The sequence below is a fragment of the Cellulomonas sp. KRMCY2 genome (assembly GCF_000526515.1).
Taxonomy (GTDB): domain Bacteria; phylum Actinomycetota; class Actinomycetes; order Actinomycetales; family Cellulomonadaceae; genus Actinotalea.
Genome location: NZ_JAGF01000001.1, coordinates 1,862,699 through 1,882,701, shown reverse-complemented (window position 1 = coordinate 1,882,701; position 20,003 = coordinate 1,862,699). Strand labels below are relative to the sequence as shown.

At 72.4% G+C, this 20,003-nt stretch carries 24 protein-coding genes and 1 tRNA gene; 12 read left to right on the top strand and 13 right to left on the bottom strand.

The window, feature by feature from the left end:
- Window positions 1–123: 123 nt before the first annotated feature.
- The gene (locus tag K415_RS0109190) at window positions 124–981 is read left to right on the top strand and encodes an aldo/keto reductase (protein WP_024286766.1); all 858 of its coding nucleotides are present in this window, start codon (window positions 124–126) and stop codon (window positions 979–981) included.
- A gap of 253 nt (window positions 982–1,234) precedes the next feature.
- Here the strand turns inward: K415_RS0109190 and dtd are convergent, their stop codons facing one another.
- From dtd to K415_RS0109160, 6 genes are all read right to left on the bottom strand, one after another.
- Window positions 1,235–1,660 (bottom strand): D-aminoacyl-tRNA deacylase, encoded by a 426-nt coding sequence (dtd, locus tag K415_RS0109185; RefSeq protein ID WP_024286765.1) that lies wholly within the window; start codon window positions 1,658–1,660, stop codon window positions 1,235–1,237.
- Window positions 1,657–2,721 carry an asparaginase gene (locus K415_RS0109180; RefSeq protein WP_024286764.1) on the bottom strand — a complete coding sequence of 355 codons (1,065 nt, stop codon included), beginning with the start codon at window positions 2,719–2,721 and terminating at the stop codon, window positions 1,657–1,659. The genes dtd and K415_RS0109180 overlap by 4 nt, the downstream gene beginning before the upstream one ends.
- Complete coding sequence (locus K415_RS0109175) at window positions 2,715–3,053, bottom strand: DUF2516 family protein (protein ID WP_024286763.1); 339 nt, start codon at window positions 3,051–3,053, stop codon at window positions 2,715–2,717. Before K415_RS0109175 ends, K415_RS0109180 begins: the two co-directional genes overlap by 7 nt.
- A 9-nt stretch (window positions 3,054–3,062) precedes the next feature.
- Entirely contained in the window at window positions 3,063–4,184 is a 1,122-nt protein-coding gene (locus tag K415_RS22735) for a GGDEF domain-containing protein (protein ID WP_024286762.1), read from the bottom strand.
- Between the two features lie 96 nt (window positions 4,185–4,280).
- Window positions 4,281–5,408, bottom strand: a complete 1,128-nt coding sequence (locus K415_RS0109165) for a folate-binding protein YgfZ (protein WP_024286761.1) — start codon at window positions 5,406–5,408, stop codon at window positions 4,281–4,283.
- Between the two features lie 25 nt (window positions 5,409–5,433).
- Window positions 5,434–5,982 carry an FABP family protein gene (locus K415_RS0109160; RefSeq protein WP_024286760.1) on the bottom strand — a complete coding sequence of 183 codons (549 nt, stop codon included), beginning with the start codon at window positions 5,980–5,982 and terminating at the stop codon, window positions 5,434–5,436.
- 183 nt (window positions 5,983–6,165) lie between these two features.
- Here K415_RS0109160 and K415_RS0109150 point away from each other — a divergent pair, with 183 nt between their 5' ends.
- Window positions 6,166–6,546, top strand: coding sequence for a DsrE family protein (locus K415_RS0109150; RefSeq protein ID WP_197024699.1), 381 nt, complete (start codon window positions 6,166–6,168; stop codon window positions 6,544–6,546).
- 24 nt (window positions 6,547–6,570) lie between these two features.
- Here the strand turns inward: K415_RS0109150 and K415_RS0109145 are convergent, their stop codons facing one another.
- Entirely contained in the window at window positions 6,571–7,332 is a 762-nt protein-coding gene (locus tag K415_RS0109145; protein ID WP_024286758.1) for a hypothetical protein, read from the bottom strand.
- Between the two features lie 125 nt (window positions 7,333–7,457).
- On the opposite strand from K415_RS0109145, the gene K415_RS0109135 reads away from it, so the two are divergent.
- Entirely contained in the window at window positions 7,458–8,222 is a 765-nt protein-coding gene (locus K415_RS0109135) for a response regulator transcription factor (RefSeq protein WP_024286757.1), read from the top strand.
- Between the two features lie 9 nt (window positions 8,223–8,231).
- Window positions 8,232–9,158 carry an alpha/beta fold hydrolase gene (locus tag K415_RS0109130; protein ID WP_024286756.1) on the top strand — a complete coding sequence of 309 codons (927 nt, stop codon included), beginning with the start codon at window positions 8,232–8,234 and terminating at the stop codon, window positions 9,156–9,158.
- On the opposite strand, the gene nth is transcribed toward K415_RS0109130, so the two are convergent.
- Window positions 9,106–9,855, bottom strand: a complete 750-nt coding sequence (nth, locus tag K415_RS0109125) for an endonuclease III (protein ID WP_024286755.1) — start codon at window positions 9,853–9,855, stop codon at window positions 9,106–9,108. The two genes, K415_RS0109130 and nth, sit on opposite strands and share 53 nt — an antisense overlap.
- 162 nt (window positions 9,856–10,017) lie before the next feature.
- On the opposite strand from nth, the gene K415_RS0109120 reads away from it, so the two are divergent.
- Both K415_RS0109120 and K415_RS0109115 read left to right on the top strand, forming a co-directional pair.
- Window positions 10,018–10,413 (top strand): hypothetical protein, encoded by a 396-nt coding sequence (locus tag K415_RS0109120; RefSeq protein ID WP_024286754.1) that lies wholly within the window; start codon window positions 10,018–10,020, stop codon window positions 10,411–10,413.
- Window positions 10,414–10,506: 93 nt separating this feature from the next.
- The gene (locus tag K415_RS0109115) at window positions 10,507–11,184 is read left to right on the top strand and encodes a Crp/Fnr family transcriptional regulator (RefSeq protein WP_024286753.1); all 678 of its coding nucleotides are present in this window, start codon (window positions 10,507–10,509) and stop codon (window positions 11,182–11,184) included.
- Between the two features lie 94 nt (window positions 11,185–11,278).
- Here the strand turns inward: K415_RS0109115 and K415_RS0109110 are convergent, their stop codons facing one another.
- The 3 genes from K415_RS0109110 to K415_RS0109100 are packed head-to-tail and all read right to left on the bottom strand — an operon-like array spanning window position 11,279 to window position 12,264.
- Window positions 11,279–11,752 carry a RidA family protein gene (locus K415_RS0109110; protein ID WP_024286752.1) on the bottom strand — a complete coding sequence of 158 codons (474 nt, stop codon included), beginning with the start codon at window positions 11,750–11,752 and terminating at the stop codon, window positions 11,279–11,281.
- Window positions 11,749–11,919 (bottom strand): DUF4177 domain-containing protein, encoded by a 171-nt coding sequence (locus tag K415_RS23930; protein ID WP_155859422.1) that lies wholly within the window; start codon window positions 11,917–11,919, stop codon window positions 11,749–11,751. The genes K415_RS0109110 and K415_RS23930 overlap by 4 nt, the downstream gene beginning before the upstream one ends.
- Window positions 11,920–11,928: 9 nt before the next feature.
- Window positions 11,929–12,264: a WhiB family transcriptional regulator gene (locus K415_RS0109100; protein ID WP_024286751.1), complete on the bottom strand. Its 336-nt coding sequence runs from the start codon at window positions 12,262–12,264 to the stop codon at window positions 11,929–11,931.
- A 198-nt stretch (window positions 12,265–12,462) separates the two neighbouring features.
- On the opposite strand from K415_RS0109100, the gene K415_RS0109095 reads away from it, so the two are divergent.
- The 3 genes from K415_RS0109095 to K415_RS0109085 all read left to right on the top strand — a co-directional run bounded on the left by K415_RS0109095 (window position 12,463) and on the right by K415_RS0109085 (window position 16,016).
- A complete protein-coding gene (locus tag K415_RS0109095; protein ID WP_024286750.1) occupies window positions 12,463–14,892 on the top strand; it encodes a transglycosylase domain-containing protein in 2,430 nt (809 codons plus the stop codon).
- Window positions 14,893–14,895: 3 nt separating this feature from the next.
- Complete coding sequence (locus tag K415_RS0109090; protein WP_024286749.1) at window positions 14,896–15,819, top strand: metallophosphoesterase; 924 nt, start codon at window positions 14,896–14,898, stop codon at window positions 15,817–15,819.
- Window positions 15,820–15,942: 123 nt separating this feature from the next.
- Window positions 15,943–16,016 (top strand) — tRNA-Pro (locus K415_RS0109085).
- A gap of 86 nt (window positions 16,017–16,102) precedes the next feature.
- Here the strand turns inward: K415_RS0109085 and K415_RS22730 are convergent.
- Both K415_RS22730 and K415_RS0109075 read right to left on the bottom strand, forming a co-directional pair.
- Window positions 16,103–17,218, bottom strand: coding sequence for a tyrosine-type recombinase/integrase (locus tag K415_RS22730; RefSeq protein ID WP_155859421.1), 1,116 nt, complete (start codon window positions 17,216–17,218; stop codon window positions 16,103–16,105).
- On the bottom strand, window positions 17,199–17,450 hold the full coding sequence (locus tag K415_RS0109075) for an AlpA family transcriptional regulator (RefSeq protein WP_024286747.1): 252 nt from the start codon (window positions 17,448–17,450) through the stop codon (window positions 17,199–17,201). Before K415_RS0109075 ends, K415_RS22730 begins: the two co-directional genes overlap by 20 nt.
- Window positions 17,451–17,551: 101 nt before the next feature.
- Here K415_RS0109075 and K415_RS0109070 point away from each other — a divergent pair, with 101 nt between their 5' ends.
- From K415_RS0109070 to K415_RS0109060, 3 genes are all read left to right on the top strand, one after another.
- The gene (locus K415_RS0109070; RefSeq protein ID WP_024286746.1) at window positions 17,552–18,262 is read left to right on the top strand and encodes a hypothetical protein; all 711 of its coding nucleotides are present in this window, start codon (window positions 17,552–17,554) and stop codon (window positions 18,260–18,262) included.
- A 318-nt stretch (window positions 18,263–18,580) separates the two neighbouring features.
- Window positions 18,581–19,033, top strand: coding sequence for a sigma-70 family RNA polymerase sigma factor (locus tag K415_RS23450; protein WP_369795275.1), 453 nt, complete (start codon window positions 18,581–18,583; stop codon window positions 19,031–19,033).
- A complete protein-coding gene (locus K415_RS0109060; RefSeq protein WP_024286744.1) occupies window positions 18,987–19,979 on the top strand; it encodes a hypothetical protein in 993 nt (330 codons plus the stop codon). Before K415_RS23450 ends, K415_RS0109060 begins: the two co-directional genes overlap by 47 nt.
- Window positions 19,980–20,003 lie beyond the last annotated feature (24 nt).

Here is a 20,003-nt window from a genome sequence, read left to right as displayed (position 1 = left end):
CGCGTCGGACCTCCGCAGGGAAGCGGCCGGCCGGCGACGACGACGACGACGACGACTCGACCAGCAGCACCACCAGCACGACCACCACCAACGGCACCACCAGCACGAAGGAGCGAGTGACCCATGCAGCAGCGCAGGATCGGGGACCGGACCGTGAGCGCCATCGGCCTCGGTGCGATGCCGATGTCGATCGAGGGCAAGCCCGACCAGGCACGCTCCATCGCGACGATCCACGCGGCGCTCGACGTCGGTGTCACGCTCATCGACACCGCGGACTCGTATCACCTGAACCCGACCGACGTCGGGCACAACGAGCTGCTGATCGCCAAGGCGCTGCGGCTCGCCGGGCGCTCGGCCGACGACGTCCTGGTCGCCACCAAGGGCGGTCATCGTCGCCCGGGCGACGGCTCCTGGTACGTGCAGGGCGACGCCGCCTACCTGAAGACGGCGTGCGAGGCGTCGCTGCAGCGGCTGGACGTCGAGGCGATCGGCCTCTACCAGTTCCACCGGCCCGACCCTGCGGTGCCCTACGAGGAGTCGGTCGGTGCGATCCGTGACCTGCTCGACGAGGGCAAGATCCTGATGGCCGGGATCTCCAACGCGGACCCCGAGCAGATCCGGCTCGCCCGCGAGATCCTCGGCGGCCGGCTCGCCTCGGTGCAGAACCAGTTCTCCCCCAACGTCCGCAGCAGCGAGCCGGAGCTCGAGCTGTGCGCCGAGCTCGGCATCGCGTTCATCCCGTTCAGCCCGCTGGGCGGCATCTCCTCGGCCGGCGAGCTCGGCTCCCGGCACGCGGCCTTCGCCGAGGTCGCCGCCGAGCGCGGGGTGAGCCCGCAGCAGATCGCCCTCGCCTGGGAGCTCGCCAAGGCCCCGGTCGTCATCCCGATCCCCGGCGCCAGCCGTCCGGAGACGATCCGCGACTCCGTACGCGCCGCAGAGCTCGACCTCACCCCCGAGGAGCTCGCCCGCCTCGACGCCTGACGCCCCCGATCCGGCGTCCCCGCCCCGAGTGGAGCCGTCCGTCCCCGAGTGGAGCGGTCCGACCCCCGAGTGGAGCCGTCCGCCGCCGAGTGGAGCGGTCCGACCCCGAGTAGAGCGGCCTTTCCCCAAGTGGAGCGGTCCGTCCCCGACACGCCGGCGTGTCGGGATCCGAACGCTCCACACCAGCATGGGGTTCGGGGGGACAGGCCGCGTGGCGTTCCGAACCGCCGGTCCTGGCCGGGATCGGCGGCGATCAGGCCTCCAGCAGGATCGTCACCGGCCCGTCGTTGACCAGCTCGACGGCCATGTCCGCGCCGAACACGCCGGTCACGACCCGCAGGCCGCGTGCCCGCAGGGCCTCGACCACCGCATCGACCAGGGGTTCGGCCACCGACCCGGGCGCCGCCGCGTTCCAGGTCGGCCGGCGGCCCTTGCGGGTGTCGGCGTAGAGCGTGAACTGGCTGACCACGAGCACCGGTGCGCCGACGTCGACAGCCGACTCCTCGTCGCGCAGGATCCGCAGCTCGGCCACCTTGCGGGCGATCAGCTCGACCTGCGTCGGACCGTCGTCGTGCGTCGCCCCCACGAGCACGAGCAGGCCGGGCCCGTCGATCGACCCGACGACGACACCGTCGACCGTGACCGACGCGCGGGTGACCCGCTGAACGACAGCCCTCACCGCACACCACCCACGTCGCCGAGCACCGCGGTCACAGCACCGCCCACCACACCACCCACGTCGCCGAGCACCGCGGTCACGGCACCGACCGGGCGCCCGTGCCCGAGCACCGGGGTGCGCCCGACAGCGCGCACCGCATCGACGACCTGCGCCGCGTGCCCTCCCGCATCGACCGCCGTACGCAACGCGATCTCGAGCGCAGCCGCCAGCACGGCCGGCCGAGGCCGCGCCCCGCCGTCGGCGACCTTGAAGGCGACCGCCGACCCGTCGGCGAGGCCGGCCGCGTAGACCCCCTCGGCCCCGTCCTTCGCGACGAGCCCCGGCACCGCGACCATGAAGGCGGTGACATCCCGCCCCGGACCACCGACCAGCTCGGGCCGCGAGGTCATGGCCCGGGCCACGCGCGCCTCGTGCGTCGCCGGTCCGGGCCCGACGTGCGAGCCGCCGGCCGCTGCGATCCGCCCGAAGGCGCGCGCCAGCCCGATCACCGTGGTGGACAGCAGCGGCGCGCCGCAGCCGTCGACCGTCACGTGGTCGACCGGCAGCCCGGTCAGGTCGGCGACGGTCACCCGGATGGCCTGCTGCAGCGGATGCCCAGGGTCGCGGTAGGTCGCCGGGTCCCAGCCCGCCGCGACGCAGGTCGCCAGCATCGCGGCGTGCTTGCCCGAGCAGTTCTGCGTGATCGACGACGCCGTGCGCCCCGCCTGCTGCCAGGCGAGCGCGGCGGCGGCGTCGAGCGGCAGGTCGGGGGTGTTCTGCAGGTCCGCCTCGGTCAGGCCGACACCGGCCAGGACGCCGCGTACGACGGCGAGGTGCGCGGCGGTCCCGGAGTGGCTCGCGCACGCGAGGGCCAGACCGGCCTCGTCGACCTCGAGCCCGGCGTGCAGCATCGCGACCGCCTGGACGGGCTTGAGCGAGGACCGCGGCCAGATCGTCCTGCCCGGATCACCGACCGCGAACCGCACCTCTCCGTCGGGCCCGAGGACGACCAGGTGCCCGACGTGGACCGACTCGACCAGGTCTCCGCGCACCACCTGGGCGAGCGTCCCTGCTGTCACCATCCACCCGGCCTGCCACCGCGTGGACCCCGACGTCCGCCACCGGACTGCGACGCGACCGCCGGCTTGACGTCGACGTGGTAGACGATCCCGGCCACCGCACTGCCCAGCGCGAGGAACGCGAGCGCACCGATGCCCAGCGGCCAGGGGATCGCGACGAACGCGACAGCCGTCGCCACCCCGGTCACCAGGAGCCAGAAGCTCCTCGTGCGCTTCCCCGCGCTGACGAACGCCGCGGGCGGACGTCGGGCCACGTCGACGAACGCGACGAGGCACGTGACGAACACGGCGAGATACAGGGCGAGGACGACGAGGACCTGCGTGTTCCGGATCACCGCATGAGCCTATGAGACGTCGTCGCCGTCCGCGCCACCGTCGCCGTCCGCGTCGCCGTCCGCGTCGCCGTCCGCGTCCGCCGCGCACGCCTCTCCCCGCTTGGCTGCGTACAGCTCGCGGTCGGCGACCCGGTAGAGGTCCTCGAGCGTCAAGCCGTCGGGCCCGGCGTGCGCCACGCCGGCGGTGAGGCTCAGCGCGATCAGACCGTCGCCGTGCGGGAGCGGGCTGCGGCGGACGGCCTTCTGCAGCATCCTCGCCCAGCGGCGGACATCCGCCGGCTCGGCCCCGGGCAGCAGGATCGCGAACTCGTCGCCGCCGATCCGCGCGACGGTGTCGCCCAGCCGGGCCCGGCTCTTCAGGATCCGCGCCACGTGCATCAGCGCTGCGTCGCCGACCGGGTGCCCGTAGGAGTCGTTGAGCGCCTTGAACCCGTCCAGGTCGACCAGCACCAGTCCGGTGCCCTCGCGGGTCGGCGACGCGCTGCGGACCATCGGACGCGCGCCGGCCGGGCCCAGGACGCTCTCGGCGTGCTCGGTGAGCACGCGACGCGTCGCGAGGCCGGTCAGCGGGTCGGCCGACGCGAGGACCCGCAGCCGTTCGAGCATCGCCTCGCGGTACCCGGCGCCCCGGACGAGGACCGAGGTCAGCACGACGATCGCCGTGCCGACGACCGCCAGGTCGCGCAGCGCGTCAGCGGGCTCGAGCGCCGTCAGCACGACGACGGCATCGGCGACCAGCGCCGCTGCCGCGACCAGCCACGCGCCGCCCGCGGGGAGGTGGATGCCGGCGAAGACCACGCCGTAGAGCAGCCCGACCTGGGCTGCCGCGCCGGCGCGGTCGGAGTTCAGGTCGACGAACGCCAGCGCGGCGATCGCCGCGAGCGGGAACGCCAGGTAGGCCACGCCCGGCAGCAGGTTCGGCGCCCGATCGGCCGTGACGCCTGCAGCCACCACCGGTACGAGCGCCAGGCTGGTCCAGATCAGGTCGGGAACCGTGTGGTCGGGGAGTCCGACGACGATGCCGTACGCCTCCGAGGCGACGGTGATCACCGTCCCGACGACCGCCAGGATCACTGCCGTCCGGCCGGCGTCGACCCTGTCCCGGGGTTCGCTGATCCCAGCCAGACGCATACCCCACGGTACCCATCGCGAGTCACGACGCAGCCCGATTCGGCGGCCTCAGGGCCCGGACGAACGGGCTCGGACGAACGGGCTCGCCCGGGTGGGTCAGAGCTGTCCGGGACCCAGGGCAGTCCGCGGTCCGAGCCCCCGCGCGACGGGTGCCCGCGCAGCGGGTCGGTCGACCGACAACCCCTCCCCCGGGACGACGACCTCCTGACCGGCTGCCACGTCGCCGCCGTCGCAGGCCACGAGCAGATCGGCCTCGGTGTCCGCGCTGCGCTTGACGACCGCGAGCGCGATCGGCCCGAGCTCGTGGTGCCGCGCGACGCTCGCCACCGCGCCGATCACGCGGCCGGCGAGGCTCACCTCGGCACCGGGACGCGGCAGCAGGTGACCGGACCCGTCCAGGTGCAGCATGACCAGGCGCCGCGGCGGGCGACCGAGGTTGTGCACGCGCGCGACCGTCTCCTGCCCGCGGTAGCAGCCCTTGTGCAGGTGGACGGCGGTGCGCAACCAGTCGAGCTCGTGCGGGATCGTGCGGTGGTCGACCTCCGCCGCCATCCGCGGACGCCACGCGGCGACCCGGGCCGCCTCACTGGCCCAGGTCCCGGCCAGCCGCCAACCGGTCGCCTCGCGCTCGGCGACGGCCGCGGCGAGGTCCGCGCGGGGGACGAGCACGATCCGCCAGGGACGCTCGGCGCCGGGGTGCTCGTCGTCGGCGGGGCCGTACCGGGTGCCGCCCGGCAGCGTCCGTGGCCACGGGTCGCGCCAGGTCACCGGCTCGTCGGGCCCTCCCTCGGCGTCGATCGGCTCACCGAGGGCCGCCCACCGGTCGGTCACGTCGGCCACCTCGACCCGCATCATGAAGCGCATCGACCCGAGCCATGACGCGAGGCCCGCTGCGCCGGCCGCCTCGGTGACCAGCCAGGTCGTCGTGCCGTCGTCGACCACACCGGCCGCGTGCTCGATGTGACCGTGCGGGCTGAGCACGAGGGTCTCGGTCGAGGTGCGCGGCAGCAGGTCGACCAGCTGCTGGGAGGTGATGCTGTGCAGCCAGCTCAGCCGGTCCGGTCCGGTGACCGTGACGACCCCGAGGTACGACAGGTCGACGACAGCGCCGCCCGCCGCGAGCGCCCGCTGCTCCGCGGTCGGGTCGCCGTAGTGCCACCCGACACCGGCGTCGGCCCCGCCGGCGGCGACGGCCCCGTGACGCTGCAGGAGCGGGCTGGTCATCGGGTCACCGTGCCACGCGCCGCGCTCACGGGTCCACCCGGCTCAGCCGCGCGGAGGCATAGGACTGCAGCGGCTGCCCGAAGGCGGCGATGTCCCAGGTCCACATCAGCTCGCCGTCGACCAGGCCGTACAGGCGGGTCGCCGCGGTGAGCTCGACGGCGTCGGGGGTGCGGACGACCAGGTCGCTCGCGAGGTCGATCCGGCCGTTGCCGACCTCCCCCGCATACAGCGACAGGTGGCCGGCCGGGTCGACGAGCAACAGCTCGACGGGGTGCCGCCCGGGCGCGAGGTCGGCCGGGCGGTCCGGCGGGACGCGCCAGTACCCGGACTCCGTCGCCCAGACCCGGTCCGGCTCGCCACCGGCGAGGTCCCGGTCCGGCGCGTCACCGGCGAGGTGCAGCGTGCTCGTCCAGCTGAGGTACGGCCCGCCGTCGTGGCCGACGACGACGTCCTGCACGACAGCAGCCTGCGGGATCTGCGGGTACCCGACCACGCCTTGCCCGCGCCATCGCCCGACGAGCCACGCGAGCGGGTAGACCTCGGGGGCGAGGCCCTCGGGCAGGGTGAACGGCATCGGCTACTGCTGACCCTTGTAGAGCTTGAAGACGACGTAGAAGGCGAACCAGCCGATCGTCAGGGACGCGGCGACGAGCAGTCCGATGAAGAAGACCTCCAGGGCGACCATGGCTCCGATCCTACGGTGCGTCCCGCCGGGCCCTCACCCGGCACGCGCCGGACCGTCGCCTAGGCTGCAGCCATGAGCGCGACGCCATCGGTGACCCGGTCCCTCGTGGTCAAGACGACCTCCGGCGTCGACCGCCCGGAGGCGTGCAACCAGGCCTTCACGGTCGCCGCCGCCGGCGTGGCGGCCGGTGTCCGGGTCAGTCTGTGGCTCACCGGCGAGGCGTCCTGGTTGGCCCTGCCGGGTCGGACCGCCGACATCCGTCTCGAGCACGCGGCGCCGCTCGGCGAGCTGCTCGCCGTGGTGCTGGCCGAGGGCCAGGTGACGTTGTGCACGCAGTGCGCCGTCCGCCGCGGCATCACGGCCGACGACGTCGTCCCGGGCGTGCGGATCGCGGGGGCAGCGGTCTTCGTCGAGGAGTGCCTCACCGACGGCGCGCAGGCTCTCGTCTACTGATCCGCGTGCCAGGTGGTGCGCTGGTCAGCCGACCAGGACCCGCCCGACGACGTAGACCAGGATCCCGCTCACCGAGACCGGCAGCACGATCACCGCGAACGACGCCAGGCGTCGGTCGAGGGCCGGGAGCCGGTCGAACAGGACGTGCAGCGCCGCGACGAGGATGCCCGTCGCCAGGCCGATCAGCGCCCCGGGGAGCAGCTCCATCGACGGCATGACCGCTCCGGCCGCACCACCGGCGAGCACCGCACCCAGAGAGGTGACGACCGCACCGGTCCACCCGCCGAGTCGCACGGCGGACGCCGCCGACCCGAGGAAGAGCGCAACGGCGCCGCACACGACCAGCGACGTACCACCCGGCGCCCGGCCCGCAGCGACCCAGCCGGCGGCCGCCGTCGCGACGAGCACGCCGGTGACCGTCCCGGTGACCGACTCGACCAGGCGGAGCCGACCGTCCTGACGCGCAAGCTCGTTGACGAAGGCCAGCAGCACCGCGAGCGCGACCACGACGGGCAGCTCACGGAGGAACGGCTGCCCGCGGGTCGCGGTCACCGCGATCACGGCGCCCGCACCGCCCAGGGCGATGACGACCGCGCTGCCGAGCACGCTGGGCAGCTCGAGGAGCACCGGCCACCCGATGGCCAGGACGAGGGTGAGCACCAGGGCCATGCCGACCACGGGCAGCTCGCCCAGGTGGGCCGTGGCCGGGAACTGACCGAGGAAGGCGGCGACGGCCACGAGAGCCGCAACGGCTGCCGTGATGACTGCTCGCGTCGAGACGTCCATCAACGCTCGCAGGAGGTGTGGGCAGCAGTGGGCACGGAGCAGAGTCTCGCAGATCGCGCACCGGCCACGGAGACCCACCCGACGGCGGTACCGTGAGCCAACCCGTCCGCAGGAGGCGCACCCCCGTGGCAGACCTGTTGCTGCTGACACCCACCACCGGAGGCTCCGCGCAGGTGCTTCCGGCACTGGGCCTGCTCGCGCACCGGGTCCGCGTGCTGCCGGTCGAGCCCTCCGCCCTGCTCGACGCCCCCGACTCCGACGTCCTGCTCCTCGACGCCCGCCGCGACCTCGCCACGGCCCGCTCGACCTGCCGCCTGCTGCGTGCCACCGGCCTGACCGTCCCGCTCGTGCTCGTGCTCACCGAGGGCGGGCTGACGGTGGTGACCGCCGAGTGGGGCGCCGCCGACATCCTGCTCGAGGACGCCTCCCCCGCCGAGGTCGAGGCGCGGCTGCGCCTGGTCATCGAACGGGCCGGTGTCGAGGCGCCCGAGACCGACCCGGAGGAGATCTCCTCCGGGGACCTGACGATCGACGCCGGCGGCTACACGGCACGCGTGCGCGGACGGCCGCTCGACCTGACCTACAAGGAGTTCGAGCTCCTCAAGTACCTCGCGCAGCATCCTGGGCGGGTCTTCACGCGCGCCCAGCTGCTGCAGGAGGTGTGGGGCTACGACTACTTCGGCGGCACCCGCACCGTCGACGTGCACGTGCGGCGGCTGCGCGCGAAGCTCGGCCCCGAGCACGAGCAGCTCATCGGCACGGTGCGCAACGTCGGCTACCGCTTCGACCCCCCGCGGGACCGGCGGGTCGGGGTCGACGCCGAGGAGGCGAGCGGTGCCGCAGCGACAGGTCGGGCCGAAGGGGCCGACGGTCGTCCTCTTGCCGGGTAGATTCGCCGCGTGACCGATTCGTCCGCCGTGCTGCTCGAGGGCCCCTGGCGGCACCTCTTCGTCGCAGCCAACGGCGCACGGTTCCACGTCGCCGAGCAGACGCCGGACGGCGGTGACGGGCACCACGCCCCCCTGGTCGTCCTGCTGCACGGCTTCCCGCAGATGTGGTGGGCCTGGCGGAACCAGATCCCCGCCCTGGCCGCGGCCGGCTACCGGGTCGCTGCGATGGACCTGCGCGGGACGGCGGCCTCGGACAAGCCGCCGCACGGCTACGACGTCCCGACGCTGACCCGCGACGTCGCCGGGGTGATCCGGTCCCTCGGTGCCGCCGAGGCCGTCGTCGTCGGGCACGGCCTCGGCGGTGCCGTCGCGTGGTCGATGCCCGCGCTGCAGCCCGGGGTCACCCGCGCGATCGCCGCCGTGTCGGCACCGCACCCCAGGCGCATGCACGCCGCTGCCATGGTCGGGCCGCTGCTGATGCGGACGACCGCGCGACGTCTGGCGTTCTTCCAGCTGCCCTACTTCCCCGAGCGGCGTCTGACCCGCGGCGACCTCGCCGTCCGGGTGCTCACCGAGTGGGGCGCTCCCGGCTGGCTGCAGCCGGACGTCGCCGCGACGTACCGCGGGGCCGGGCAGATCCCGTTCGCCTCGCACAGCGCGATGGAGTCGCTGCGCTGGCTGGTGCGCTCGACCCCTCGGGTCGACGGTCAGCGGTTCCTCGCCGCCCTACGCGATCCGATCGGTGTCCCCGTGCTGCAGCTGCACGGCACCGCCGACCGGTGCATACCGCTGCGGGTGGCCCAGGGCGGCACCGGGGCGCCCTACCGTTTCGAGGCCGTCGAGGGCGCCGGGCACTTCCTGCCGGAGGAGGCACCCGAGCGGACTACCGACCTGCTGGTCGAGTGGCTGGCGACGCTGCCGGCGGCTCGCCCCTGACCGGTGGACCGTCCTTGACCAGGGCGCGAGCGAGCTCGGGATCTGTCTCGCCGATGCCGTAGGAGGGGCACAGCCGCGCAACCGGGCACGCCCCGCACGCCGGGCGGCGCGCATGGCAGGTCCGCCGGCCGTGGAAGATCAGCCGGTGCGAGAACAGGGTCCAGCCCCGCCTCGGGATCAGGGCCCCGAGCGCCTCCTCGACCGTGACCGGGTCCGCCAGGTCGGTCAGGCCGAGCCGTCGCGCGACCCTGCCGACGTGGGTGTCGACGGCCAGCCCTGGGATGCCGAAGGCGTTGCCGAGCACGACGTTCGCGGTCTTGCGCCCGACGCCGGGCAAGGTCACCAGATCCACCATCCGGGCCGGGACCGCACCGTCGAACCGTTCGACGAGCCCGCGGCCCAGCCCGATCAGCGACTCGGCCTTGGCTCGGAAGAACCCGGTGGACCGGATGCGGTCCTCGAGCTCGGCCCGGTCGGCACCTGCGTACGCGGCGGCGTCGGGGTACCGCGCGAAGAGACCAGGGGTCACGAGGTTCACGCGCACGTCAGTCGTCTGGGCCGACAGGACGGTGGCGACCAGCAGCTCGAGCGGGGTCCGGAAGTCGAGCTCGCAGCGCGCGTCGGGATACCGCTCGGCAAGGACGCGGTCGATCCGGCGCGCCCTGCGCACCCGGGCCAGGGCGGCTTCTTCGACCATGGGAGTGAGCCTAGGTGGCCGATCCGACACCGTCCCGGTGGGATGCGCGGCAGTGCACCATTGGAGTGAACTGTCCCCTGCGCGCTCAAGGTCGGCCCGGTCGGCGTCGAGTTCATGGGGGAAGAGAGCCGGCGATGGCTCCCCACAGACAAGGTTGGCGGCATGTCATTGACCCAGGCGGCTGTCCCCGGGACGCGAGACCCAGGAGACGCGCGCGCGGCCCGCAGGATCCTGCGGGCGGAGAAGGCACAGGTGCTCCGTTGGCGCCGACTGCTGCGCGCCCGGCTCGACCTCGCCGTCGCGGCGTTCGCCCCGCCGGAGGCGCTCGGCGGGATGAGCTGGGAGCTGCTGCCCGACGCGCAGCTCGGGCTGCCGACCCACCGGGACCTCATCCACGCGGTCACCGTCCCCGCACCGTCGGACCCGGTGGCCCTGATGGAGCACCTGCGACTCCTCGACCGTGAGCTCGCGGCCTACGGCTCCGAGCTCGACTGCGAGCTCGAGAACCGGATCCAGTCCGTCCTCGACCAGCTGGCGGGTACCGAGAGTCTGCCCTGAGGCCTGCTGCTACTCGCTGCGCCCGGCCGCATGCGGCAGGATGGAGCGCGTCACCTTCAGGCGGCCGGCACGGTAGACGAAGGACGGGACGGCGTGGACGACGACGTTGTGCTCTCGGCGCCGCTCTTCTCGGCGATCGACTCCGAGGCTGCGCAGGCGCTCTTCGCCTCCATGCGGCCGATGCACCTGGCCCGCGGCCACGCGGTGTTCCAGGAGGGCGAGCCCGGGGACCGGCTGTACGTCATCGGCTCGGGCAAGGTGAAGCTCGGCCGGCGCTCCAACGACGGGCGGGAGAACCTGCTCTCGATCCTCGGCCCGGCCGAGATGTTCGGCGAGCTCTCGCTGTTCGACCCCGGGCCGCGGACCGCGACCGCCACGGCGGTCGCCGACGCCACGCTGTACGAGCTCAGCCACGCCGAGCTCATCGGGTGGCTCGAGCGCTACCCCGCTGTCGCCAAGCACCTGCTCGAGGCCCTGGCGCGGCGGCTGCGCCGCACCAACGAGGCGCTCGCGGACCTCGTCTTCTCCGATGTGCCCGGCCGGGTCGCGAAGGCGCTGCTCGACCTGTCCACCCGGTTCGGGGAGCAGGTCGACGACGGGCTCCGGGTCGCGCACGACCTGACGCAGGAGGAGCTCGCCCAGCTGGTCGGCGCATCACGCGAGACGGTGAACAAGGCGTTGGCCGACTTCGCGGCGCGTGGCTGGGTCCGCAGGGAAGGGCGCGCGATCGTCCTGCTCGACCTCGACCGCCTGGAACGCCGCGCGCGCTGACCCGACCGGTCGGTCTGCCCGGGGCGCGAGCCTGCGCCGGACGTCAGCGTGCGGCCGACCGCGGCCTGCGCCGGACGTCGGCCGACGCCGGAGCTCAGCCCAGCTCGACGACGAGCTCGATCTCCACCGGGGAGTCCAGCGGGAGGACCGCGACGCCGACGGCGCTGCGGGCGTGCACACCGGCCTCGCCGAAGACCTGTCCGAGAAGCTCGCTCGCCCCGTTGACGACCTGCGGCTGGCCGGTGAAGGACGGGTCGCTCGCGACGTAGCCGACCAGCTTCACCACCCGGCGCACGCGGTCGAGGCTGCCGGCCTGCTCGGCGACCGCCGCCAGCGCATTGAGCGCAGCCGTCCGGGCCAGTCCGGCGGCTGTCGCCGGGTCGACGAGACCCGGTCCGACGCCGACCTTCCCGGTGGCCGCGAGGACGCCGTCGACGAAGGGCAGCTGCCCGGACGTCCACACGTAGCTCCCGGTGCGCACAGCGGGGACGTAGGCCGCGACCGGCGCCGCGACCTGGGGCAGCGTGATGCCGAGCTCGCGCAGACGCTGGCCGATGCTGTCCGTCATGCCCCGGCCTCGCCCTTGGGACGCTTGAGGTACGCGACGAGCCCGTTGCCGTCCGGTCCGGTGATGACCTGGACGAGCTCCCACCCGTCGGCCCCCCACTGGTCGAGGATCGCCTTGGTGGCGTGCACGATCAACGGAACGGTTGCGTACTCCCAGGTGGTGGCCATCCCCGAACGCTACCGTCCGCCGGCCGGCGCGTGCTCGGAGCGGACACCCCCGGCGCGGTACGCGTGCGGCAACGAGACGAGCCCGGGCTCCGCCTCGACCAGCTCACGCCACGACGCGACGTCGGGGTACCGCCGGACCAGGGCACGTCGCTCGCGCTCGGTCATGCCGCCCCAGACCCCGAAAGCGACCCGGTTGTCCAGCGCATCGATGAGGCACTCCAGCCGGACCGGGCACGACGCACAGACCTCACGGGCCACCCGCTGGGCTGCACCCTCGACGAAGAGGTCGTCGGGGCATGCGCCGGCGCATGCGCCGTATGCGGTCCAGTGCTGGTCTGTGCTCACCACGTCCCCTCGTCTCGCACTCTGTTCTAGCCTAGAACCGCCGCGGGGGTCCTCGGATGGGCCGTTCGGGTACCCCGTAGAGGTACCAGCCACACCGACGACCTCCGGCGGGCGCCGGAGCCGATGGGCACAGAGCCTCCACATCGCCCGGCCCCGGTTCGGCGGGCGCCGTGAGCACCCTCCCGTAGGCTGAGCACCATGGTGTCCTCTGTCGCCGCGCGCCCGCGTCCGGGGCGCCAGGTCAACGCCCTCCAGGCCTTGGCCCTCCTGCTCGCCTTCGTCCTGATCGCCGGCCTCGGGGGAGTCCTGTCCGCCGGCCTGCTGATGCCGGTCGTGGCGACGACGAGCACGATGACGGACACGTCCGTCCGGCTGTTCGACGACCTGCCGACCGAGCTCGAGCAGGTGCCGCTCTCCGAGAGCTCGCGGATCCTGGCGGCCGACGGGACGCTGCTCGCGACCTTCTACGACCAGAACCGCATCGTGGTGACCCTCGACCAGGTCTCCGTCCACATGCGCAACGCCGTCATCGACACCGAGGACAAGCGCTACTACGAGCACGGCGGCGTCGACGTGCTCGGCATGACCCGCGCGCTGATCCGCAACGTGACGACCGAGGACAACCAGGGCGGGTCGACGCTCACCCAGCAGTACGTGAAGAACGCGCTCATCCAGGCAGCCCTCAACATCGAGGACCCGGCCGAGCGCGCCGCAGAGATCGCGGCCGCCCGCGAGACCGACGGCGTCGCCGGCTACGCCCGCAAGCTGCAGGAGGCCAAGCTCGCGATCGCCCTCGAGCAGCGGATGTCCAAGGACGAGATCCTCCAGGCGTACCTGAACATCGCCCAGTTCGGGCTGTCCGTCTACGGCGTCGAGGCCGCGGCACAGCACTACTTCTCGGTGACGGCCGCAGACCTCAACTACCTGCAGGCCGCGACGATCGCCGGCATCACCAAGGCGCCCGGCGAGTACGACCCGGAGCGCAACCCGGAGGCCGCAGAGGGGCGCCGCAACATCGTGCTGGGCCTGATGCTGCGCGAGGGCGACATCACCCAGGCGGAGTACGACGCCGGGGTCGCCACCCCGGTGGCCGCCACGCTCGCCATCGGCCAGAACCGGCTGGGCTGCATGGAGGCCAACCAGGTCGCCAACTCCGGCTACTTCTGCGACTACGTCACCAAGGTGATCGCCAACAACACCGCCTTCGGCGAGACCAGGGCCGAACGTGGCCGGCTGCTCTACCGCGGCGGCCTGACGATCACCACGACCCTCGACCCGCGCCTGCAGGGGATCGCGGACGCCGAGGTCAAGGCCGGCATCCCGGTCGACGACCCGTCGGGGGTCGCCTCGGCCATCTCGGTCATCGAGCCGGGCACGGGCCGGATCCTGGCGATGGCGCAGAACCGCATCTACAACAGCCTCGAGACCGTCGGCCCCGGTGAGACAGCCGTCAACTACAACACCGACCAGGCGTACGGCTCCTCGGGCGGGTTCCACCCCGGCTCCACCTTCAAGCCCTTCACGCTCCTGGAGTGGCTCAAGGAGGGCCACGCCCTCGGCGAGATGATCGACGCCAACCTGCGCCCGTACCCGATGGACGCCTTCAACTCACCCGGGTGCACCGGCTACGTCGGCGGGCCCTACAAGTTCGGCAACGCCGAGGGCCGCGGCGGCGTCATGACTGTGCAGGCCGCGACGCAGAACTCGGTCAACTCCGGGTACATCGAGATGGCGAGCCAGCTGAACCTGTGCGCGATCTTCGAAGGGGCCGCAGCGCTCGGCGTGCACAAGGCCGACGGCAACCCGGTCGACGCGTACCCGTCCAACGTGCTCGGCAGCACCGAGATCGCACCGATGACCATGGCGGCGGCGTTCGCAGCATTCGCGTCGGGCGGCACCTTCTGCGAGCCGATCGCGATCACGAGCGTGGTGGACACCGACGGCAACGAGATCGCCGTGCCACCGGCCAACTGCCGCGCGGTGATCTCCCCCGAGATCGCCGCAGCGATGAACTACGCCCTCGGCCACGTCTGGCAGGGCACGGGTCGCGACATCGGCGCGCTGCCCGACGGGCGTCCGTCGTCCGGCAAGACGGGCACGACGTCGCACAACGAGTACACGTGGTTCGTCGGCTACACCCCGCAGATCGCCTCCGCGGTGTGGGTCGGCTACCCGGACGCGATGATCCCGGTCCAGAACATGACGATCAACGGTCGATGGGTGCGCAACGCCTACGGCTCGACGATCGCCGGACCGACCTGGAAGCGGTTCATGACGGGCGCGCACGAGGGTCTGCCGGTCATGGGGTTCGCCGAGCCCAACGCGGCGCAGGTCGTGGGTGTCAAGGTGTCCGTGCCCGGCGTGTCCGGACGCTCGCCGGGCGACGCCAAGGCGATCCTCGAAGGCGTCGGCTTCCACGTCCGGACGGGCGACGCGGTGTACTCCCAGGCGCCGGCCGGGACGGTCGCCTGGACGGACCCTGGATCCGGGAGCAGCTTGACGAAGGGCTCCCTGGTGACCCTGGTGATGTCCAACGGGCCCGAGCCCCAGCCACCGCCGCCGGTAGAGCCACCGAACAACAACAACGGTGGTGGCAACGGTGGTGGCAACGGTGGCGGCAACGGCTGACCGGTGAGCGCCTCCCTCGGACGCGCGCTGGGCTGCGCCGCACTCGTCGGTGCGACCGGCCTGGCCTGGGCGACGGTGGAGGCGCAGTGGTTCACGGTGCGACGCGTGACCGTCCCCGTGCTCGGGCCGGCCGCGCGACCGATCCGGATCCTGCACCTGTCCGACCTGCACCTGACCCCTGACCAGGACCGCAAGATCGCCTGGGTACGGTCGCTCGCGCGGCTCGAGCCGGATCTCGTGATCGACACCGGGGACAATATGGCGCACGTCGACGCCCTCCCTGCCGTGCTGCACGCCCTCGACCCCCTGCTCGGGGTGCCCGGCGCCTTCGTGATGGGCTCGAACGACTACTACGCCCCGATGCCGAAGAACCCCGCCCGGTACCTGACGCACGACGCCCGGCACGAGCGCATCACCGAGAACACGCGCCTGCCGGCGGACGACCTCGCCACCGCTATGCGGGACGCGGGGTGGAAGGACCTGACCAACCGGCGCGACGTCGCCGTCGTCGACGGCCAGGACGTCTCGCTCGTCGGGGTCGACGACCCGCACCTCGACCGTGACCGCTTCCCCGTCCTGACCCGCAGCCACCGGTCGACCGTCGACCTCAAGCTCGGGGTCGCCCACGCGCCCTACCGCCGGGTCCTGGACGCCATGCACGCCGACGGCGCCGACTTGGTTCTCGCCGGCCACACCCACGGCGGCCAGCTGTGCGTCCCGCTCTGGGGCGCGCTGGTGACCAACTGCGACCTCGACGCCAGTCGCGCCAAGGGACTGCACGGCTGGCCCGGACCACGGCCGGACGAGCCGGGCGGCCACGGCTCCACCTGGCTGAACGTCTCGGCCGGCCTCGGCACCTCGCCGTACGCCCCGGTGCGCTTCGCGTGCCGCCCCGAGGCGACCCTGCTCACCCTGGTCGGGCGCTGAGACCGCACCGTCCGGCCGGCCGCACCGGCCATGACGTCGGCGGGTCGCCGGGGCTCCGCCGTCTCATCGGGACCGACGGTTTCACCGGTACCCCGCGGCTGGGCTATCCTTGTCAGGCTCCACCGGGGTGTGGCGCAGCTTGGTAGCGCGCTTCGTTCGGGACGAAGAGGGCGCAGGTTCAAATCCTGTCACCCCGACACGGTGGTAAAGGCCCCTGGCCTGCGGAGACGCAGCCGGGGGCCTTTCGCATTGTTGGTGTGGAGAGGGTTCAGGGGGCCGAAAATCACCCCGAAATCACCCCCCGCGTCGGGGCGGGTGCGGCGGAGTCGTTGAGCAGCTGCAGCGCTGAGCGGTCGGCGGAGTCGCCGAGGTGGTGCAGGTAGCGCGCGGTGATCTCGACGGAGCTGTGACCGAGCCACGCCTGCACGGTGGTCAGCGGGACGCCACGCAGGATCCACTCGCAGGCGGCGGTGTGGCGCAGGTCGTGCAGGGTTCGACCCTGGCCCGCCTCGCTCCAGTGGGTCTGCCGCACGAACGTCGAGCGGTGGAGCTGTCCGCCGCCAGGACCGGTGAGCAGCAGAACGCCCGGACCTTTGCCCGCGGCGAAGCGCCGGAGCACGGGCACCAGCGCGTCCGGAACGGGAACCCGCCGGCCCCTGCCCGACTTCGGGGTCTTGGCCGCGGCGGTCCCCTCCGGCTGGTTCCGGACGACGCGCAGCATGGGCATCGGCACCTCGATGAAGTCGCTGACGAGCATCGCCCTGGCCTCACCCCAGCGGATGCCGGTGCGCCCGAGGACGCTCACGAGGTCGGCGTAGACCTGGCCGGCCTCGCCGACCTTCGCCAGCACTTCCTCGAACTCGAGGGCGGGCAGGGGGCGCATGTCCTCACGGGCGCGACGGTCCTTCGGCGGCGGGGCCGACTTGACCGGGTTGACCGCGACGTAGCCCTCGGCGACGCACCAGGCGAAGAACGACGACAGCGACTCGCGGTGACGCTTGACCGAAGTCGGCGCCAGACCGCGCGCGAGAAGGCCGTCCTGCCATGCGCTGATGGCCGTGCTGGTGACCTTGCCGACGTGGAGCTTGCGGAGCCAGATCGGCAGGATCGTCTCGGTCCCGGTCCTGCCGGACCGCTGGCCGGAGGTGGGCAGCAGGTAGCGGTCGGTGTTCAGCGTGGTGCGGCTGACCCGCCCTTCTCGCTCCTCGAGCCAGTCGGCGAGGAGCACCTCGACGGCGACCTTGCCGCGGCTCGGGTCGTAACCGTGCTCGTCGAACGCGCCGCGCTGCCGACGCTCCCACTCGGTCGCCGCTCGCTTGGTCTCGAACCGGCGGGTGCTGACGACCAGGCCGCCGATCTTCAGGCGGCCCTCCCATTTGTCACCTCGTCGCACCGGCACGGGCACCCACTCGCTTCAGCCCACGGGGGCGGGCCGCAGAGCGCCCAGCCAGCCACCGTTCGACGTCCGACGCCCGGTAGCGCGGCACACCCTCCGAGAGCCAGTAGACGTCCGGGCCCTCGAACGACTGGCGCCAGCGCACCAGCGTCGACTTGGAGACGGCCAGCCAGGCCGCCACCTCCTGCGTGCGCAGGAGCCTGTCGCCTGCATCCACCGTGTGCGCTTCGCTCATCGCTACACCTCGCGTTCTCGCGGATACACGCGATTGAACCACGGCAAAAGGCGTATCGGCAAGTACATGAGTTGGGGCGGATTCTCGCGTAGCCTGGCGCCATGTCGACAGCCCCCCGCCTGCCCGGCGACCAGACCTACGACGGGCTGCTCGTCCCGGGCGACCTGCCGGCCGGCTGGTACCTGCCACGGCGGTTTCCCGGTGAACGCCCCGACGACGCCAGCGCAGCGATCGACGCCCTGCTCGGCTACGACGACCAGACCGTCGAGGACGAGGAGCGCGCGGCGCAGCTCGAGTCCGAGCAGAACGAGACGATCGACGGCCGGTGGCGCTACCTCGAGCACAGCGCGACGCACACGCGCGTGTTTATCAGGCTCCAGCGCCAGCTCTACGCCATCCCAGAGGAAATCCGCATCACCGGCGTCGTGTACCTGCCCTGGCGGCCCGGCGACCCGATCACCAGCCAACTGCTGCGCGAGCTGCCGACCGCTCGGATCGAGGCCTCAATCAACAAGCGACTCTTCGCCATGACGCGCACCAGCACCATCACCGGCGGCAAGATCGAGCTTCCCAGTGGCCGCAAGGTCGCCGAGCGCGACCTCCTCAAGCCGCTCGGCGACCCCAAGCAGACGGCCGACTTCTACGAGCTCGTCGCGCTCCAGCACGGGCGGCTCACCGTGAATGGCGACTCGAACCCGTCGGCGACGATGGCCGAGATCAGTGGCGTGGCGCTCAGCACGGCGCAGGGGTGGGTCGCGAAGGCTCGTGCTCGTGGGCTGCTCCCGCCGGGGCGCCGGGGACGCGCCGGATAGCTGGCGTTGGTCATGCTGCTCGGGACCTTGCGGTCGGATCCAGGCGATCGCGACTGCACACAGGCGGGAACACGCGCCCTCAAGGCAACTCTCCGAGGGGCTGAGCCGTGTTCTATGTGTGCTGACGTCTATAGAGGGGGACCGGGTGACTCCCGAAGAACCGTGCGAGGACGTCATCGTCGCGGTTACGTCAGCAGGGGCCGTCGGCCGGGACGCTGAGTTCACCGCGTTCATGGCTCAGTCAGAGCCTCTCCTGGGCCGGATGGCGTGGTTCCTGTGCGGGGACATCCACGGCGCTGAGGAACTGGTCCAGCAGACATTGGTCCGCACCTACGCCGCCTGGCCGCGCGCACGGGCCACAGACCCTCGGCCTACGCTCGCCGCACCCTCGCCAACCTGCGTATCGACACCTGGCGCAAGCATAGAAACGAGGTGCTGGTCGGCACGGATGAGTTCTTCTCCGGCACGATCGCGTCAGCTGCCCAGCACCACGCCGAACGCGATGCCCTGGTCCGAGCGCTGCTCCAGCTGACCGAGCGCCGACGCCGCGTCGTCGTCCTGCGCTACCTGCTGGACCTGTCCGAACGCGAGGTGGCCGACGACTTGAACATCTCCGTCGGGACGGTGAAGTCCACAGCCTCGCGCGGCCTCGATCAGCTGCGTGCGCTCCTCGGCGAGCAAGCCCCCCATAGGCAACCCGCGCCCATGACCGCAAGGGATCGAAATGAACCACAACGAGTCGTTCACCGCGGCCCTGCGGACCATGGCTGACCAGACCCCGCTGATCAGGGTCGACCGCCACACCGTTCTTCGGCTTGGCAGGCGCCGCCGCGCGGCGCGCACGGCAGGCGTCAGCGTGATGATCGCCGTAGGTGTGGCGGGTCTCTACGGCGGCGTCGTCGCTGCCCTTCCGCGGGTGCAAGACCACATGGTCGCTCCGGCGACGCCGACGCCTGAGCCATCCCCTGAGCGCTCGGTGACCGCGGTAGGCGCCGTGGTGGACAAGGAAGCCGGGACGATCTCCCTTCCGCTGGACGAGCGGATCTGGAGCTCCGCCGACGTCGCAACGATGCAGGCCGCCGTCGACCTGTACGTGTCGCGGTGCATGGCGGACGCCGGGCTCGGCGCCGAGTACACCTTCCAGGGCCCCTACGCGGTGCAACCGGACGACGTGTACTACGGCGTGTGGGTACGAGCCGTGGTGCTCGAATCCGGATACCGAAGCCTTGGGCCGGACACCAGCCGGCCCGGCAGCGGGCTGCGGGGCAACGACCCCAGGATCAGCACCCAGACCGAGTGCTACCTGAGCGCGCTGAAGTCGGGTCTCACCTATGAGCCGACCGACTTTGACGCTACGGCTCCGGTCGGGCACAAACTGCCCGCCGACCTACCCGAGGGCCAGGTGGTCATGGACGAGTGGCGGCAGTGCCTGCGGGCAAACGACGTCGCGCCGCCCGTCGATGACGCCTCACTCCTCCCACGGGACGCGCTCGGCGCGCCGCTCGAGGAGCAGATTCGCATCGGTCTCATCGATGTCGACTGCAAGGAACAGACCGACTTCGTCCAACGCATCGCCGACATCGACGCTGCCGAACAACTCGCCTACATCGAGCGCGCCAGCGACTACCTGCAACAGATCCGACCCATCCAGCAGTCAGTCATCACCAAGGCCCGCGCCTACCTCCAAGACGCTGGTGTGCCCATCCCCGGGGACTGAGCAGACCCAGCCACAATCGCGGGG

Coding starts and splice junctions, on each gene's coding strand:
- K415_RS0109190 (WP_024286766.1), top strand. CDS start 124: ATGCAGCAGCGCAGGATCGGGGACCGGACCGTGAGCGCCATCGGCCTC.
- K415_RS0109180 (WP_024286764.1), bottom strand. CDS start 2,721: ATGGTGACAGCAGGGACGCTCGCCCAGGTGGTGCGCGGAGACCTGGTC.
- K415_RS22735 (WP_024286762.1), bottom strand. CDS start 4,184: ATGCGTCTGGCTGGGATCAGCGAACCCCGGGACAGGGTCGACGCCGGC.
- K415_RS0109165 (WP_024286761.1), bottom strand. CDS start 5,408: ATGACCAGCCCGCTCCTGCAGCGTCACGGGGCCGTCGCCGCCGGCGGG.
- K415_RS0109160 (WP_024286760.1), bottom strand. CDS start 5,982: ATGCCGTTCACCCTGCCCGAGGGCCTCGCCCCCGAGGTCTACCCGCTC.
- K415_RS0109150 (WP_197024699.1), top strand. CDS start 6,166: ATGAGCGCGACGCCATCGGTGACCCGGTCCCTCGTGGTCAAGACGACC.
- K415_RS0109145 (WP_024286758.1), bottom strand. CDS start 7,332: ATGGACGTCTCGACGCGAGCAGTCATCACGGCAGCCGTTGCGGCTCTC.
- nth (WP_024286755.1), bottom strand. CDS start 9,855: ATGGTCGAAGAAGCCGCCCTGGCCCGGGTGCGCAGGGCGCGCCGGATC.
- K415_RS0109120 (WP_024286754.1), top strand. CDS start 10,018: ATGTCATTGACCCAGGCGGCTGTCCCCGGGACGCGAGACCCAGGAGAC.
- K415_RS0109110 (WP_024286752.1), bottom strand. CDS start 11,752: ATGACGGACAGCATCGGCCAGCGTCTGCGCGAGCTCGGCATCACGCTG.
- K415_RS23930 (WP_155859422.1), bottom strand. CDS start 11,919: ATGGCCACCACCTGGGAGTACGCAACCGTTCCGTTGATCGTGCACGCC.
- K415_RS0109095 (WP_024286750.1), top strand. CDS start 12,463: ATGGTGTCCTCTGTCGCCGCGCGCCCGCGTCCGGGGCGCCAGGTCAAC.
- K415_RS0109075 (WP_024286747.1), bottom strand. CDS start 17,450: ATGAGCGAAGCGCACACGGTGGATGCAGGCGACAGGCTCCTGCGCACG.
- K415_RS0109070 (WP_024286746.1), top strand. CDS start 17,552: ATGTCGACAGCCCCCCGCCTGCCCGGCGACCAGACCTACGACGGGCTG.
- K415_RS0109060 (WP_024286744.1), top strand. CDS start 18,987: ATGAACCACAACGAGTCGTTCACCGCGGCCCTGCGGACCATGGCTGAC.